Annotated in this window: 13 protein-coding genes; 1 reads left to right on the top strand and 12 read right to left on the bottom strand. The window is 40.8% G+C overall.

Annotated elements, in window-relative coordinates; genetic code table 11:
• Window positions 1–15: 15 nt before the first annotated feature.
• The 9 genes from rnpM to ABF487_RS08480 form a co-directional block, all read right to left on the bottom strand.
• Window positions 16–357 carry an RNase P modulator RnpM gene (gene rnpM, locus ABF487_RS08520; RefSeq protein ID WP_263779917.1) on the bottom strand — a complete coding sequence of 114 codons (342 nt, stop codon included), beginning with the start codon at window positions 355–357 and terminating at the stop codon, window positions 16–18.
• A gap of 10 nt (window positions 358–367) precedes the next feature.
• Window positions 368–1786: a transcription termination factor NusA gene (gene nusA, locus ABF487_RS08515; RefSeq protein WP_263779916.1), complete on the bottom strand. Its 1419-nt coding sequence runs from the start codon at window positions 1784–1786 to the stop codon at window positions 368–370.
• A 2-nt stretch (window positions 1787–1788) separates the two neighbouring features.
• Window positions 1789–2259, bottom strand: a complete 471-nt coding sequence (rimP, locus tag ABF487_RS08510; RefSeq protein WP_263779915.1) for a ribosome maturation factor RimP — start codon at window positions 2257–2259, stop codon at window positions 1789–1791.
• Between the two features lie 101 nt (window positions 2260–2360).
• Window positions 2361–3530, bottom strand: a complete 1170-nt coding sequence (locus ABF487_RS08505) for a CamS family sex pheromone protein (protein WP_263779914.1) — start codon at window positions 3528–3530, stop codon at window positions 2361–2363.
• On the bottom strand, window positions 3517–5574 hold the full coding sequence (gene ligA, locus ABF487_RS08500) for an NAD-dependent DNA ligase LigA (protein WP_263779913.1): 2058 nt from the start codon (window positions 5572–5574) through the stop codon (window positions 3517–3519). Before ligA ends, ABF487_RS08505 begins: the two co-directional genes overlap by 14 nt.
• 2 nt (window positions 5575–5576) lie before the next feature.
• A complete protein-coding gene (gene pcrA / locus ABF487_RS08495; protein ID WP_415635020.1) occupies window positions 5577–7826 on the bottom strand; it encodes a DNA helicase PcrA in 2250 nt (749 codons plus the stop codon).
• 83 nt (window positions 7827–7909) lie between these two features.
• Window positions 7910–8584: a glycoside hydrolase family 73 protein gene (locus tag ABF487_RS08490; protein ID WP_415635019.1), complete on the bottom strand. Its 675-nt coding sequence runs from the start codon at window positions 8582–8584 to the stop codon at window positions 7910–7912.
• Between the two features lie 127 nt (window positions 8585–8711).
• Window positions 8712–9707, bottom strand: coding sequence for a D-2-hydroxyacid dehydrogenase (locus ABF487_RS08485; protein WP_263779910.1), 996 nt, complete (start codon window positions 9705–9707; stop codon window positions 8712–8714).
• A gap of 56 nt (window positions 9708–9763) precedes the next feature.
• Window positions 9764–10942 carry a PTS sugar transporter subunit IIC gene (locus ABF487_RS08480; RefSeq protein WP_415625974.1) on the bottom strand — a complete coding sequence of 393 codons (1179 nt, stop codon included), beginning with the start codon at window positions 10940–10942 and terminating at the stop codon, window positions 9764–9766.
• Between the two features lie 309 nt (window positions 10943–11251).
• Between ABF487_RS08480 and ABF487_RS08475 the strand changes: the two genes are divergently transcribed.
• A complete protein-coding gene (locus tag ABF487_RS08475; RefSeq protein ID WP_263780051.1) occupies window positions 11252–12493 on the top strand; it encodes a type II restriction endonuclease in 1242 nt (413 codons plus the stop codon).
• A gap of 226 nt (window positions 12494–12719) precedes the next feature.
• Here the strand turns inward: ABF487_RS08475 and ABF487_RS08470 are convergent, their stop codons facing one another.
• From ABF487_RS08470 to ABF487_RS08460, 3 genes are all read right to left on the bottom strand, one after another.
• Entirely contained in the window at window positions 12720–13562 is an 843-nt protein-coding gene (locus tag ABF487_RS08470) for a hypothetical protein (RefSeq protein WP_415635018.1), read from the bottom strand.
• 244 nt (window positions 13563–13806) lie between these two features.
• The gene (locus ABF487_RS08465) at window positions 13807–14112 is read right to left on the bottom strand and encodes a hypothetical protein (RefSeq protein ID WP_415635017.1); all 306 of its coding nucleotides are present in this window, start codon (window positions 14110–14112) and stop codon (window positions 13807–13809) included.
• Between the two features lie 88 nt (window positions 14113–14200).
• Window positions 14201–14551, bottom strand: a complete 351-nt coding sequence (locus ABF487_RS08460; protein WP_415635016.1) for a hypothetical protein — start codon at window positions 14549–14551, stop codon at window positions 14201–14203.
• Window positions 14552–14631: the final 80 nt, after the last annotated feature.

Here is a 14631-nt window from a genome sequence, read left to right as displayed (position 1 = left end):
GCTAAGCCGAAATAATTAAGAATTTTTTGCTTTAATAATTTGTTCGTGACTGAAAAGTTCCTTTCTGGCTTGCTGATGATCTACCCAGTCGATTAGCTGGTCATAAAAATCATCCGGCACAGACATCTCGAAGACAGTGTCAAGAATTTTTTCCGTTTTTGCCTTCTTAGCTAGTGTAACATCTACGCTGATATAGGCGCCGTGACCATTGACTTTGCCGCTGGGATCAAGATGCAAAAGTTTATCATCAGCTTTAACAATTCTCAAAAGATCTTTTTTAGGCAGCATTTGGCCACTGACAACGTCTTGACGCATCGGAATTTTGCGCTTGCGGAATTGTGTCTTATTTTTTGCCATTAAAAACTAATTACTTATCCTCGTCCTTCTTTTCTTCGCCCTCTTTTTCTTCCAAAACCGCGTCAAAATCAACATTATTCAAAGCAGCTGCGAATTCATCCTGTGCCTCTTTGGTCTCTTTGGCACTCATGTCTTTTTTCGCGGCAGCTGCAGCCTTATCTGAATCAGTGCCATCTACTGGCGCGGCGTCGGCACTATCGTCCGCATCTTCACTTTGGCCATCTTCATCATTTGAGACGAAATAATCACCTGCATCAGCATATTCTGTCTCATCTTCTAAATCACCAGCATCATTTTCATCAACTGATTCATCATCTTCATCGGCATATTTAGCGGATTCTTCCAAAATAGCCTGCAGCTGAGGATCGTTCTCTGCCTGTGTCTCTGATTTGATATCAATCTTGAATTTGGTTAATTTAGCTGCTAAACGTGCATTTTGGCCACGTTTTCCAATAGCCAGACTTAATTGATAATCAGGCACAATCACAGTTACCTCATTGTCATTGTCAGGATTAAAGATAACGTCCACAACTTCAGCGGGGTTCAAAGCATTAGCAATATACTGTGCCTCATCTTCAACCCACTCCACAATGTCCATATTTTCCCCGTGGAGCTCATTAACAACCGCTTGGACACGAGAACCGCGCGGGCCAACCAAAGTCCCGACAGGGTCCAGATTAGGATCAGTCGTACGGACGGCAACTTTCGAACGATCACCGGCTTCACGAGCAATAGATTCAATCACGACGACACCGTCATAAACTTCCGGAACTTCCTGTTCGAACAAACGCTTTACCAATTCAGGACTAGTTCGTGATACATATATTTGAGGTCCGCGAGTGGCTGAATCCTCAACGCGGTTGATCAAAACCTTGATCGGATCGCCGACTTTATAAGTTTCGCCTGGAATACGATCCTTTTCGCCCATAGCCGCTTCTTGGCCATCAGGCATCGTTACCCACAAAAAACGCTGGTCTTCACGTGCAACACGCGCAGAAACAATTTCGTGTTCGAAGCCTTCATACCGTGCATGAATCGCTTCTTTTTCTTTCTCACGAATTAATTGCGTTGATTTATTTTTGCCGGATTGTGCAGCCAAACGTCCAAAGTTGCGTGGATTGATTTCAAATTTGATCTGGTCACCGACCTCATATGCTGAATTAATCTCACGTGCATCTTTTAGATAAATTTCTGAATAAGGGTCGATCATGTCGCCATCAGCAACGACTTCTTTAATCTGCAAAAGATTGAATTCTTGTTTTTCAGGGTCAACATCAACTTCAACATTAGTCTCGCCTTCAAAATTCTTTTTATAAGCCGTTACCAGCGTATCTTTTAAAGAAGCAATTGCATCTTCTTCACTAATTCCCTTTTCAGCTTGCAGTGCCTGCAAAGCAGAAAATAATTCTTTTCTATAATCTGATGCCATGTTTATACCTCCTGGTTTAACGAGATTTTTGTAATTTTGTCTCTCGGAAAATCTTCAATTTGTTCTGCTGAATTTTTTAGCTCAATATAAGAATCTGAGTAGTCGAGTAAAATACCTTCAGCGTTCTTCTGGCCATCAATTTTTTCAAAAAAATTGATCTTGACTGGTTCACTGACAGCCCAAGCTAATTGGTCATTACTTTTAATCGTGCGGTCAATTCCCGGAGAGGAGATATCCAGATTATAGTGGTCTGGAAACGGATCAGGTTCAATTTGATCCATTGCTTCACTGATAAAAGGCGTGATCTCGGAAATTTCATTCATTGTAATCGGTGTCTTATCTTGACGGTCAATTAAAATCGTTAATACCGGTGAGGCAGCACCAAAGAAACTAACATCCCACAACATCAACTCACGTTTTTTGACAATTGGGCTGATGCGTTCTTTAATTGTTTCTAGTTGTTTTGAATTCATTTTCGAATTGGCTTGACCCATAAAAAATGAGCTGGCAGATGCCAACTCATTTACTTCAGTAAATCAAGTTACGTCTATTATAACTTGCCCGTGAGGATATATCAATAACTATATAAGTAAATAATTCTGTAGCTGCTGTTGCTGTCCTTGGTAATGACCGCCATGAGCTGATTTGAAGCACTTAACGAAATTCGTATCGGAATACTGTTGTTAAAATATTTTGGCGCAGTTTCCGCAATATAAGTGGCAAAAGCTTTGATTTCCGAAACAGAATAGAAGCTTGTATTAATATTGATATTCAGCCCGTTCAGACTGCCGTTTTCATAGTGAGCTTGGGCAGTTGCATAGGAAATATTCGGAAAAAAGTTTTGAATCTCGTTTTTGAAATTCACGAAATTAGTATTATCTTGTGTGCCGATGGATGACCGGTCAGTATCGGTTTTAGGGAAAACAACATTTTGAAAATCAACATTGGTCCACTTGCCAACAGTATTGCCGGACTTTGATAAATAGTAAGCATAGGGGGCACCGCCTGCCAACGAATCCTCCGGTGCATTCTCATACATCACGATTAAAATAGGCAGATCTTTAGGGATTTGGTTCATAGACCGCAATCGCCGCAATACTTTGGCAGCAGCTGTGCGGCCTTGTGCAATCATCTCAGCACGAGAAATATTCTGAGTATATTCCGGCCCTCCGAGTGCGCGGGTATAATGATCAATTCGATTCATAGCAAGGCCGATAGTCATGCCCTCCAAATTTAATTTGGTGCCATTCACCTGGTTCATAAAATCATTTTCTTCAATTGACTGTAAATAATAAGGGTTGCGGCTATCATCGGTTCGGCCGTTATCAGGGGGGTTCAGGCCGCTGCGATTACTGTTGGAATATCTGTCCAGCCATGAGCTCAACAGGTCAGATGACAAATACTGTCCTTCTTGAAAAATATACCTGCGGGTCGAAAAAAAGCGTTTTGACAATTCATTTAATGAAAGTTCAAAGGACTGAGCGTTAAAATTCGATTCCGTGGTTACAGTCATACCGCGCGCCGAAGAGGTCAGATAATTGCCATTGGATATCACCGACCGGTATTCACCCTGCTGATTATTTTGATTAATCACCTGCACACTGCTTGGGCTGGATGAACTGCTGCTTGTGCTGACAGGCTGACGATTATTAAAAAAATACAACGCGCCGACAATCACAAGCAGCACAGCAAAAAGAAGAATTAAAAATTGTGTAATTGTAAGTCCGCGTCTATTCTGCTGCATTGCTTAAATCGCTAAAATCCTGTTCATTAATAATTTTGATACCTAATTTACTCGCTTTATCTAGTTTACTACCTGCATCGTGCCCTGCAATTAATAAATCTGTTTTTGACGATACAGATGAGGAAACATTCGCACCATGTTCTTCCAGCCAAGTCTGCATTTGTGGACGCGTCCAGTGATCTAATTTTCCGGTCAGAACAATCTTTTTATTGAAGAAATAGTTATTCTCATCAATATTGCTGCTGGTCAGATAATCGAAATTGACTTGAAAATTGTCCAATTCATTAACTAATTGAGCAACCGATTCCGTATTGAAATATTGGACAACGGCGTCTGCCATGATCTCCCCGATGCCGTCAATATCGGCAATCTCTTGGGCTGAAGCATTCTGCAGATTGCGTAGATTTTTAAAATGAGCAGCTAAGACCTTAGCCGCTTTAGCACCAACACCACGAATACCTAAGGCTGTTAATAAGCGTTCAACCGAATTTTGGCGGGAACGGTCAATGGCGGCAATTAGATTCTTAGCCGATAATTCAGCGAATTTGTCCAGTCCGGTCAATTGCTGCTCTGTCAAAGAATACAAATCAGATATTTTTCTGATTAATTTTCTGTCTAAAAGCTGCTGGACCACGCGTGGTCCTAAACCATCGATATTCATCGCATTTCTAGAAGCGAAATGAGTCAAGCCTTCTTGAATTTGTGCCGGGCATTCAGGATTAATGCAGCGCAAAGCCACTTCGCCTTGGACATGCACAAGTTCTGAACCGCAAGAAGGGCAGCGGCTGGGAATCGGATAAGGCTGGTCGGCCGTCTTCGGCCGCCTATCTATAATGACCTGACCAATTTCAGGAATAATATCGCCAGCTTTATGCAGCGTGACCGTGTCTCCAATACGCACGTCTTTTTCTTGCAGATAATCAGGATTGTGCAGGCTGGCCCGTCGAACAGTCGTCCCGGCTAAAAGCACTGAATCCATCACAGCAGTCGGTGTGACAACGCCGGTCCGGCCTACAGTCCAAGTGATGTCGCGAACAACAGTCAAAGCCTCTTCCGGCGGGAATTTATAGGCAATGGCCCAGCGCGGAATCTTGACGGTATTACCCAGTTCGTTTTCCATATTTAAATCGTTGACTTTGACAACCACACCATCAATACCAAAGGGCAGCTGATCGCGTTTGGCCGTGAATTCATCAATATATGCCTTCACATCCGCCATTTTTGTAATCACACGATTATCAGCGTTTACAGGGAAACCTAATTCCCGAAAACGTGCCAGCACACCTGATTGTGTATCAGTGCCTAAAACATCATTTTGAGCTGTGTAGTAAATAAATGACGATAACTGACGAGCTGCGGTTATTTTTGGATCCAGCTGACGCAGACTACCGGCAGCTGCGTTACGCGGATTAGCAAAGACAGCTTCGCCTGCTTCATCTCTTTCTTGGTTCAAACGGGCAAATGAAGCTTTTCCCATATAAATCTCGCCGCGAACCTCAATCGTTAAAGGTTCGGATAGAGTCTCTGGAATTTCTTTGATCGTGCGGACGTTGGCCGTAACATCCTCGCCGATCGAACCATCCCCTCGTGTCGAAGCCTGGATCAGACGACCGTTTTCATATTTTAAGGAAATAGCCAAGCCGTCAATTTTTAATTCCAAGTTGTAGTGCTGCTGGCTGCCAGCATTCTTCGTCGTCACAGCATCCCAATCCATCAATTCTTGAATCGAAAAAACATCTCCTAAAGACAGCATCGGAACCGGATGGACAACTTTAGCCAAGCCGCGTGACTCAGTTTGTGCTGCATTGCCAGCTGCGACCCTTTGAGTAGGCGAATCAGGCATGACTAAGGTCGGATAAGCTTTTTCAAGGGCAACTAAGCGGGCATAATTGGCATCGTAAACATAATCCTCAACACTAGGATTATCGTCTTCGTAATACTCGCGGCCCCATTTGATCAGTTCGTCAGAAAGATCTTTAATTTCCTGCTGAGCCTGAGTAAAACTGAGTTGTTCAATTGGCGTGAAATTGATTTCTGGATTCATGATTATATTTTCTCAATCGGAGCAAAAGAAGCCATCAGTTGTTTGATACCTTTAGAAGCAAAAGCGATCTTCAATAACTTATCATCGCCATCTTGTTTGATTGCCACAATCCTGCCGATACCAAAAGTTTTATGTTTAACTTGGTCACCTAACTGCCAATCCTGCTTCTCGGCACCAGTCCCTTTATAGGTCGTTGCAAAAGCCGGCCGATAATCGTGGCGGCTGCTGACAGAATCACTTTTACGGTCAAAGGGCATTGGCTGATCATAACTGCTATAAGACGGCACCGTCGGTGTTGGATTTTCTTTGTCTAAAAGAGCATCATCGATCTCATCGATGAAGACGGATGGGTCATTGCTTTGCGTCCGCCCGTATAAAAGGCGTCCGTAAGCGTTAGTTAGATAAAGTTCCTGTTGTGCTCGCGTAATAGCGACATAAGCCAGGCGCCGCTCTTCTTCTAAACCATCTCTTTCAATCATCGATCGCGCCGATGGAAAAATGCCCTGCTCTAGTCCGACAATGAAAACGACTGGAAATTCCAGACCTTTGGCGGCGTGAACCGTCATTAAGGTAACTTGGCCGGCACTTTCATCATAAGAATCCAAATCACTAGCCAAAGCTGTTTGGCCCAGAAAATCCACTAACTGGTTTTTCGTCTCGGAAACTTCCGAGTCATAATCATCATCAAACTGTTTGGTTTGCGACAAGAATTCATCTAAGTTTTCAACCCTCGCCTGCGATTCCAGGTCATCTTTTTTGACATATTGTTCTCGGATGCCTGTCTTATTAAAAATCTCTTGTGTCAATTCGGTAACAGATAGAAAATGAGACTGATCCATAAATCCTTTGATCATGGCCGCGAACTTGCGAAAATTGTTTTGTGCCTTGGCCGATAACAGGCTTTCATCGGTCAAAACAGCAATCGCCTGCATGAAGGACAGATCTTTTTTGACGGCAAAGGAACGCAGTTTCTCAATCGAACTTGCGCCAATCGCACGCTTAGGTTCATTAATAATCCGCTCAAAAACCGTATCGTTATCACTATTGGCAACTAGCTGCAGATAGGCCACAATATCTTGAATTTCTTTTCTCTCAAAGAAACGCGTACCGCCTACAATCGTATACTGCATCTGATTGGCATTAAAAACTTGTTCGAAAACACGCGACTGAGCATTGGTTCGGAAAAGAATCGCAAAATCGTTTAAACTGCGGCCTTTTTTGACACCAGCTTGAATGTTTCTAAAGACATAACGGGCTTCATCGGACTCGGATTGCGCGCGATAATAGTGAATCAAATCGCCTTGCTCATTGTCAGTCCACAGATTTTTAGCCTTGCGTTCAATATTATTTTTAATTACCTGGTTGGCGGCCATTAAAATATTTTTCGTCGAACGATAATTTTGTTCCAGCAGAACCGTCTTAGCACCAGGGAAATCTTTTTCAAAATTCAGGATATTATTCATATCTGCACCGCGCCAGCCATAAATACTTTGGTCAGAATCACCTACGACAGCTAGATTTCGTGAACCAAAATCACCAGCTGCCAGCATTTCAACTAATTTGTATTGCGCATCATTTGTATCTTGATATTCATCGACGTGAATATAGCGGAATTTATGCTGATAATAATGAAGCACATCCGGTGCCTGTTGAAACAGCTGAATTGTGCGCATGATCAAATCATCAAAATCCATTGACTGCGATTGAGCCAAACGACGCTGGTACAAATCATAAGATTCCGCCACAGCTTCGTCAAAGACAGTCTTGGCGGCATTTCTGGCGTCATTAGGCGTCTGCAGTGCATTTTTAAAATTAGAGATCGCGGCCAATACTGATCTTGGATCATATTGATTTGTATCATAATTCAAATCATTTAAAACATGCTTGATCAAGACTTTTTGGCCGCTTGTATCCAAGATAGAAAAGCTGCTCGTAAAACCGATTTTCTCAACATCACGCCGCAAAATCCGTGCTGAAAGTGCATGAAAAGTCGAAACCCAAATGGCACGTGCATCCTCTTCATCGACAAGGCTGGCAATTCGTTCTTTCATCTCGGCGGCCGCTTTATTTGTAAAAGTAATCGCTAAAATCGACCAAGGCGTCACTTGTTTTTCTTGAACCAAGTAGGCAACTCGGTGCGTCAAAACACGCGTCTTGCCAGAACCAGCGCCAGCTATAATCAAAAGCGGCCCTTCGGTAGTCAGAACCGCTTCTTTTTGTTTATCATTCAAACCTGCTAATAAATCATTCACTCAAATTATTTTAACATTGAATTTTCAAATAATTTTTTCGATTCAGACAAAGTCGCTGTGTGAAAATTAATGGATTAAATAGCTTAATCATAGATATCCAAATGATATCTCACAATCAACGAGATTAATTTGTCCGCATAGCCTGGATCGGTTGCATAGGCATTTTTGACCAAAGCTCGTGCGGCCTGATGGTAATTTTCAGCTTTCAAAACATCTTGATATTGATTTTTATTCCAACTGGTCCCGCTGAGGAATAACCGGTTATGCTGGCGAACAGATTCCTGCCAATTTTTGTAAACAGAAAAACGACCGGTCACAGTTACCCACTTATTGCCGCTGAACTCTCGCGTCTGGAGATTGACACTTTTTTTAGGATCTGAAGACCAGCTTTTGACACCAAAATAATTATGGTATTGCGCAGCTAATCGGCTTTTCCCCCAATCAGATTCTAAGATCATCTGAGCAATGGTAATAGATGACAGGATATGTTCCTCTTGCTGCCGTTTTTGAATATAAGGTGCGACACGATCAATAAAACGCTGCTGCGACAGGACTTCTTTTTCCTTTTTAGAGATTGCATGCCTGCCAGGCAGATGCTGCTGAACCGATACATAATAAGTTAGTACAAAAGAAGTCGTAAAGACCACGAGAACAAGACCAAGACGAAAAAACAAAATCAGATGTATTTTTTTGTTTCCTTTCACAAATTGACCGATTCGAAAGAAAAATAATTTAAAATATTTTAGCAAACGCTTCATAGCGGAGTGATAACCTTCAAATAATAAGTCTACATAGCCAAGACTATTTAAAGATTAAGTCTTATAAACAATTAAATAAAAAAATCCGCGTTTAAGCGGATTTTCAGAAAACAGCTGTTTGTATCTTTTACAGCTTAACAGCGTTTCTTGTCTCTTCACCTTTGGCAAAGGCAACAGCGGCATCGAAACTCTGGTGAACCATTTCCAAAACGGCTTTCGTCGTATAGAAGGCTGTATGAGGTGTTACGAGAACATTTGGACGATCAATCAAATCATTCAGACGGGCATCAGGGAACTTTTTGCCTTCCCAATCTTCATTGAAGATACCGACTTCGTTTTCATAAACATCCATAACCAAGCCAGACACTTTACCGGAATCCAAGGCAGCAACAACAGCGTCTGTATCCATTAGATCGCCACGAGCAACGTTAACCAGTACAACACCGTCTTTCATCTTGGAAATAGTGTCTTTATTGATCATGTGAATATTTTCTTTGACAGATGGCACATGGTAAGAAATAACGTCAGACTGTGCGTATAACTCATCCAAACTGTCAACATAAAGCCCTTGCTTATCAATATCAGGGTTCTTGAAGATATCGTAGGCAACAATTTTAGCACCAAATCCCTGAAGAATTTGGATCAAAACACGGCCAATCCGGCCAGTACCAACAACACCAACCGTCTGCATACGAACTTCGCGTCCAATTGTTGGTGCCCAACGCAAATCACGTTTGGCAATTTTAGCATCCAATTCCTTGCTGCGGCGCAAAACACGAGCTAATTGGATAGCTGCATGTTCAGCAATCGCATTTGGTGAATAAGCTGCAACATTTGAAATCTTGAAACCAAGTTCTTTAGCTGCATCAAGATCAATGTTATCAATACCAACATTTCTTAAGCTCATTTGGTGAATGCCTTGGTCGGCTAACGCCTGCAATGTCTCACGCGTGTAAGGCAGCTGCTGATAAACAACAACCCCGTCAGATCCAGCCGCTTCTTTGGCTGAATCAGGTGTCAATAATTCTTCAGTGTATCCAACTTCAACATCAGGATGAGCATCTTCCCATTCTTTAAGGGATGGTTTTTCGTCCTCACGAATTCCGTAAGCAAAAATTTTCATTCTTTCCTCCATAAAAGTACAATTCTCATTATATCTAAAAATTCACAAAGTTCCTACTATAACTCTTGCTGAAAATCTGTTGCATGATAAAGTTTCAGAACTTTTCTAAACAGGAAATCAACTAAGAAGCCAACAATTACAGGGACCACAAACCAGACAATCAAAGCCAGAAACGGATTGATGTAATTGCTGATATAGTTGGCCGTATCAGCTTTTTCAGCATTATTATTCACAAATGATTGGATGGGTGAGACCATACCAATCCAGCCAAATCCGGCCGTTGTCGAGGTTCCTTGAATATTAAACAAGGCAACTGCTAGGCCTGAAATTGCCCCAGAAAGTGCAAAGGCAATTAATGTAATCGGCTTTTTGAAGACTGACGGCATCATGCCCTTCATCGCACCCAAAAAAATTGCGACAGTCACACCTTTTTTATTGACAAACCAAGAATTAATCATCAAAACCACAGTCGTTGCAACAACACCCATGGCAGCTGCACCAGATCCCATTTGGTTCAAATTGATTGCTAAGGCGATACCCACTGTTGAGACAGGGGTCACAATAATCATAGCAAACAGAGCCGCAACCAAAGGCGCCATGATAAATGGCTGCTGATCAAAAGCCCAGCGAACAATATCACCAATCCAAGTCGTAATATCAGCAACATAAGGTGCAATCATCGTACCGATTAAACCAACTCCTCCGCCAATCACAATCGGCCCCAAGATAATGGCAACTGAGCCAAAGCCCTTCAAATACCTTGCAACCAGCCAAGTTACCAAAACTGCAATCGCAGACACAGCCATCGCATTAATAACATCCCCAGCACCTTGTGCTTGATAAAATGTACCAGTTAAAGGTGCCGCTTTGGCTGCTTTAGCCAATGGTGACAAATAACTATGAACTGCAATCCAACGAATCGACCCGGAAGAGGCTGCCACAGCAATTCCGATAACACCTGTGCTTAGGGCATTCATTTTGAATTGGAAGGCAATTGCCATACCAATCAAAAATGGAATAAACACCATAAACAAGTTCAGAATTGCGTTAAAATTTGCGCCAGCATGGGTCTGCAATAAACCTGAATACTGCAAAATATAGCGCATCACAGCGCTTGGTAAAACACCAATTAAAATTCCTTGTGCCGATCCTGTTAATATCTTGACACCAAAACCGCGTAAATCCGATTTGGCACCAGAAAAAACAGCCACCGGGCTACTTTCTTTCCCACTCATCTACTATCCTTCCTTTAATCCTTCAATGTTATTTTACTCACAAATGCTTGTGAAGTATATGAACAACATATTTTAAAGCAATTCCGCTTGCCCTGCTCTCTGCGATCCACAAGGCTTATAGGAACTAGAAAATCAAGAAAAATCTGTGGGTAACACAAATTTTGGATAAACTAATTAAAGACTTACATGTAGATGCAGCTGATTTTTCAATTACCTATTTGTGTGAGGCTTATCCAATATGTAAAAAGGTAATACTAGGAAGAGGAAAACATGGACACAACTTATCTCAAAGATACAATGGATCAATATATGCACAATCCGAAACTTCTGTATCAAAGCTGGTATATCAACAACGAAAATCGTCAAAAGGCCTTCAACCAAGTCAAAAAAGGTGTTCGAAAAATAGTCAAAACCATTGCAGATGGTAGTTTTCCTAGAGACTTGCATGGATCTGCTTTAGAAGAAGTCATGGACATTATTTGCGGACAGCAGGAAATATTCAAAGGCGCCAAACATGCATTTATGTGGAAACCAAAAATGAGAATTCCTGATATTTACGAGAACAGAAGTAATCAGGTTGCTTTCGCGGATATGCTCAGCCAAGTACTTGAGACTAATCAAGAAGTCAAAATGCTAGTTGCGATCGAAGAACTTGATAAGCAGCATATAAAAGGTCTTGGCCCATCAGTGGCTAATATTCTCTATTTTTTAGAACCCAGTATTTTTCCTCCTTTTAATACCAGCATCAAAGATGGGTATAATCTCTTAACGCACTCAAACATCAAATTAGGAAAATGGTCCGAATATTTTAAATTAAGAGACGGCATCATGGCACTCAACCAGGCTGGCGGTCTATTCTCAAAAGATCTAGGGGCAATTTCAGGTTTTCTATTTGATGTCGGAAAAGGTAATTACGCGATCAGAGAGAATGCCGATATGATCATCAAACAGCAAGAAGGCGGAACTAAAAAGAAAATAGATGAGAAAATAGAAGAACAAGAACTCAAAAATCTTCATCAGGAAATGCAGTACATTCTGGCGGAGATAGGCAATCATATCGGATACCATTCGTGGATTGCTTCCAACGATCATAACAGAACGTATAAAGGAATGAGATTGGGAGACTACTCCCTACCTGTATTGCCGAAATCTTTTCAATCTCTCCCCGCCAGTTTGCAGGAAACAATTGGCCTGATTGACGTCATATGGTTCTCAAAAGAAAATAAACCAGTTGCTGCTTTTGAAGTTGAAAAATCAACATCTATCATGTCCGGCATGAATCGGATGGACGATCTTGATCAAGCCGACGATGAAAATCAGATGATGCTCTATATTGTGGCACCAGAAAAGCGAGAGAACATGGTGATTGCCCAGTTTTCGCGTCCCCACTATATGCATAATCATCACCTGCACGATCACCTGCGATATATATTGTTTAAGGATCTGATTGAAAATTTTCAGTCTATGAAACGCTTTGGCAATGACTTTTCTATCTTAGCTCCGATTTCACATTTTCCAGATGGCAGAATGGCAGAACAGTCCAGCAATTGAAAAATATGCCAATAAATTCCCTGTATTTCTTGCAACTTCTAGCATTTAATTAATGGACAAGAACCCTTTAATATCAAGGATTAAGCAAACAAAAACCGCCACTTCAACGATGGCGGTTTTATTGTCATAATGGCCCAGCCCGGAATAAATTTATGGTCACAAACGCTTATAAGAGGGCATTTATTTCTGAAGCGTGCAGGATCATGTGCAAAAAATATTGATGATGTTAGTTATCTGCATATGCTCGAAAAAAACTTTTTATCGGATGCCGGATGCTGGAAAGATCGTCAGAACGTTTATATCCATCATCAGAAACGTAAAATTCTCCCCGAGTGAGTACTTCTCTTTTTTCCGGTTTTGGTTGTTTTAATTCGTTGAAACTTGTCATCGAGATATCAGTTAATGTTTGGTATGTGAAATTAGTGTCACAAGCGTTCTGCTTAGACATCGTTAATTCGTTGAGAGAAATAGAAAAGCTGGTTTCATTTGTATACCTTCTCCCATAGATATCTTCGAAATGAATCTTGCAAAGAAATTCGTAATTAGAAATTTTTGGATAGGGCTCTTTTGATTGGGAAACATGATCAAAGATTAAGTTATTAATGAGCAATCCAACTCCCGTAACATTGCTCATATACCTTTTGGAAACACTGTTTGCTCCAATTTCGGCCATTTGCATAACTTCTTTATCGGGGTCGAATTCAGAATAAGAGATGCCAGCAAAATACAAGCCTGGTTTTTCTTGTGTATCAAGAGATTTCTCGATGAATGGAGATCGAACAACAAATTTTCTTCCTTTTTTAAATAAGATTTCTTCATCCAATAAATAATTTAAATCATAAGATAATTCTAAGCTGCAGTTAATAGCCGGAGCCGAACCAATATTCTCTAAACTAAAAATAAAGTTTTGTTGTGTAAGCGAAGTATCTAGTTCCCGATATCCAAAGATATTATTATCCAGCCTAACAATTGGAATAGACTCTCTTCTTTTAGATATCTGGCCTAATAAAATTACATAAATGCTGATGGCAATAGGCACAACGGAAAAAATTAACTGGTAAATCCACATATAACGAATTATAGTCTCGATTGAAATGGTTTTGCGAATTAGAAATACTAAATCTTGTTCCAGAATAGTTGTGTGAGGCGTATTAAATATAAAACCGCCTCAATCAAGGGCGGCTTAAACAAGCGTTCGAAGGTGTTATAAGTGAGGGCTTGTATGCCTTCGCGTAGGTTATACGAAACTTATCAATAAAAATAAAAAAGCACCCAGATCTCTCCGAGTGCGACTAGTTTAAAATCTGTGGACACTAACGCATCCGATTAGGATTATATCGTAACCACAGTTCAGTTGTGTTTTCAGCTGCAACGTGACCAATTTCTCTAATAAAAGCATCGTGAATGATGTGACCATCAGGGTTAACGTGACTATGAAAATCCAGTTTGCCTTCTTTGGTCCATTGCTGTAAGACTTGTAAAAAGTCTGATTCATCTAGGCCACACAATTTTAGCAGATCATCATAGCGCATACTAGAAACACTATTGCGATTAACGTCTCCTGTCAAATTAATCAGATCTCTCATTTTAATAGAAACAAGTTGTTTATTCGTCAACATGGGAATAGTATACGAACGTGTGTTCGGAAAGGCAAGAAACGTTTGGAAGATTTTTAATAAATAGTTCAATCAGCCGATAAGCATAGCTCTAAAAGATTACTGGAAACTTTGATTTTATATAGGCAATTCCAGCGCTAACCCCATATTGCGTGACAATATCGATTATTGTATTGAAACCCTTTTTCAATGCCGGGAATCTTTCAAACAGGGATTTTGATTTGCTTGTATCGTACTCTCCCTTATCGTTGATAGAATTTACTAGTGCTATAAACATTTGTTTATCGTTATTTGATATTTTTTCTAATAAATTAGTTAATTCCTCAAGATTAGCCCCTTGGTCGTAATAAATCTTAACTTGGTTATTAACCCCGCCGTTATTGTTTTGAGTGCCATTCCCAAACATTGGGTTTCCATTAACGTGGATATTATTAATATTCATACTAGATGCTTTTTTAGCATTTTCATCAAAAAAATTATATATTTATTCCGGTGACTGGTTGTCCAATAATTCGTTTCCCG

The organism is Oenococcus sp. (genome assembly GCF_047725585.1).
GTDB classification, from domain to species: Bacteria; Bacillota; Bacilli; order Lactobacillales; family Lactobacillaceae; genus Oenococcus; species Oenococcus kitaharae_A.
Note: the sequence above shows the minus strand (reverse complement) of the source record. Positions and strands in the feature narration are given on the sequence as shown.

Bases quoted from the DNA above. Each gene is read 5' to 3' on its own strand.
- rimP (WP_263779915.1), bottom strand. From the start codon at position 2,259: ATGAATTCAAAACAACTAGAAACAATTAAAGAACGCATCAGCCCAATT.
- ABF487_RS08480 (WP_415625974.1), bottom strand. From the start codon at position 10,942: ATGAGTGGGAAAGAAAGTAGCCCGGTGGCTGTTTTTTCTGGTGCCAAA.
- ABF487_RS08505 (WP_263779914.1), bottom strand. From the start codon at position 3,530: ATGCAGCAGAATAGACGCGGACTTACAATTACACAATTTTTAATTCTT.
- ABF487_RS08470 (WP_415635018.1), bottom strand. From the start codon at position 13,562: ATGTGGATTTACCAGTTAATTTTTTCCGTTGTGCCTATTGCCATCAGC.
- ABF487_RS08475 (WP_263780051.1), top strand. From the start codon at position 11,252: ATGCACAATCCGAAACTTCTGTATCAAAGCTGGTATATCAACAACGAA.
- ligA (WP_263779913.1), bottom strand. From the start codon at position 5,574: ATGAATCCAGAAATCAATTTCACGCCAATTGAACAACTCAGTTTTACT.
- ABF487_RS08465 (WP_415635017.1), bottom strand. From the start codon at position 14,112: ATGTTGACGAATAAACAACTTGTTTCTATTAAAATGAGAGATCTGATT.
- ABF487_RS08460 (WP_415635016.1), bottom strand. From the start codon at position 14,551: ATGAATATTAATAATATCCACGTTAATGGAAACCCAATGTTTGGGAAT.
- nusA (WP_263779916.1), bottom strand. From the start codon at position 1,786: ATGGCATCAGATTATAGAAAAGAATTATTTTCTGCTTTGCAGGCACTG.
- rnpM (WP_263779917.1), bottom strand. From the start codon at position 357: ATGGCAAAAAATAAGACACAATTCCGCAAGCGCAAAATTCCGATGCGT.
- ABF487_RS08485 (WP_263779910.1), bottom strand. From the start codon at position 9,707: ATGAAAATTTTTGCTTACGGAATTCGTGAGGACGAAAAACCATCCCTT.
- ABF487_RS08490 (WP_415635019.1), bottom strand. From the start codon at position 8,584: ATGAAGCGTTTGCTAAAATATTTTAAATTATTTTTCTTTCGAATCGGT.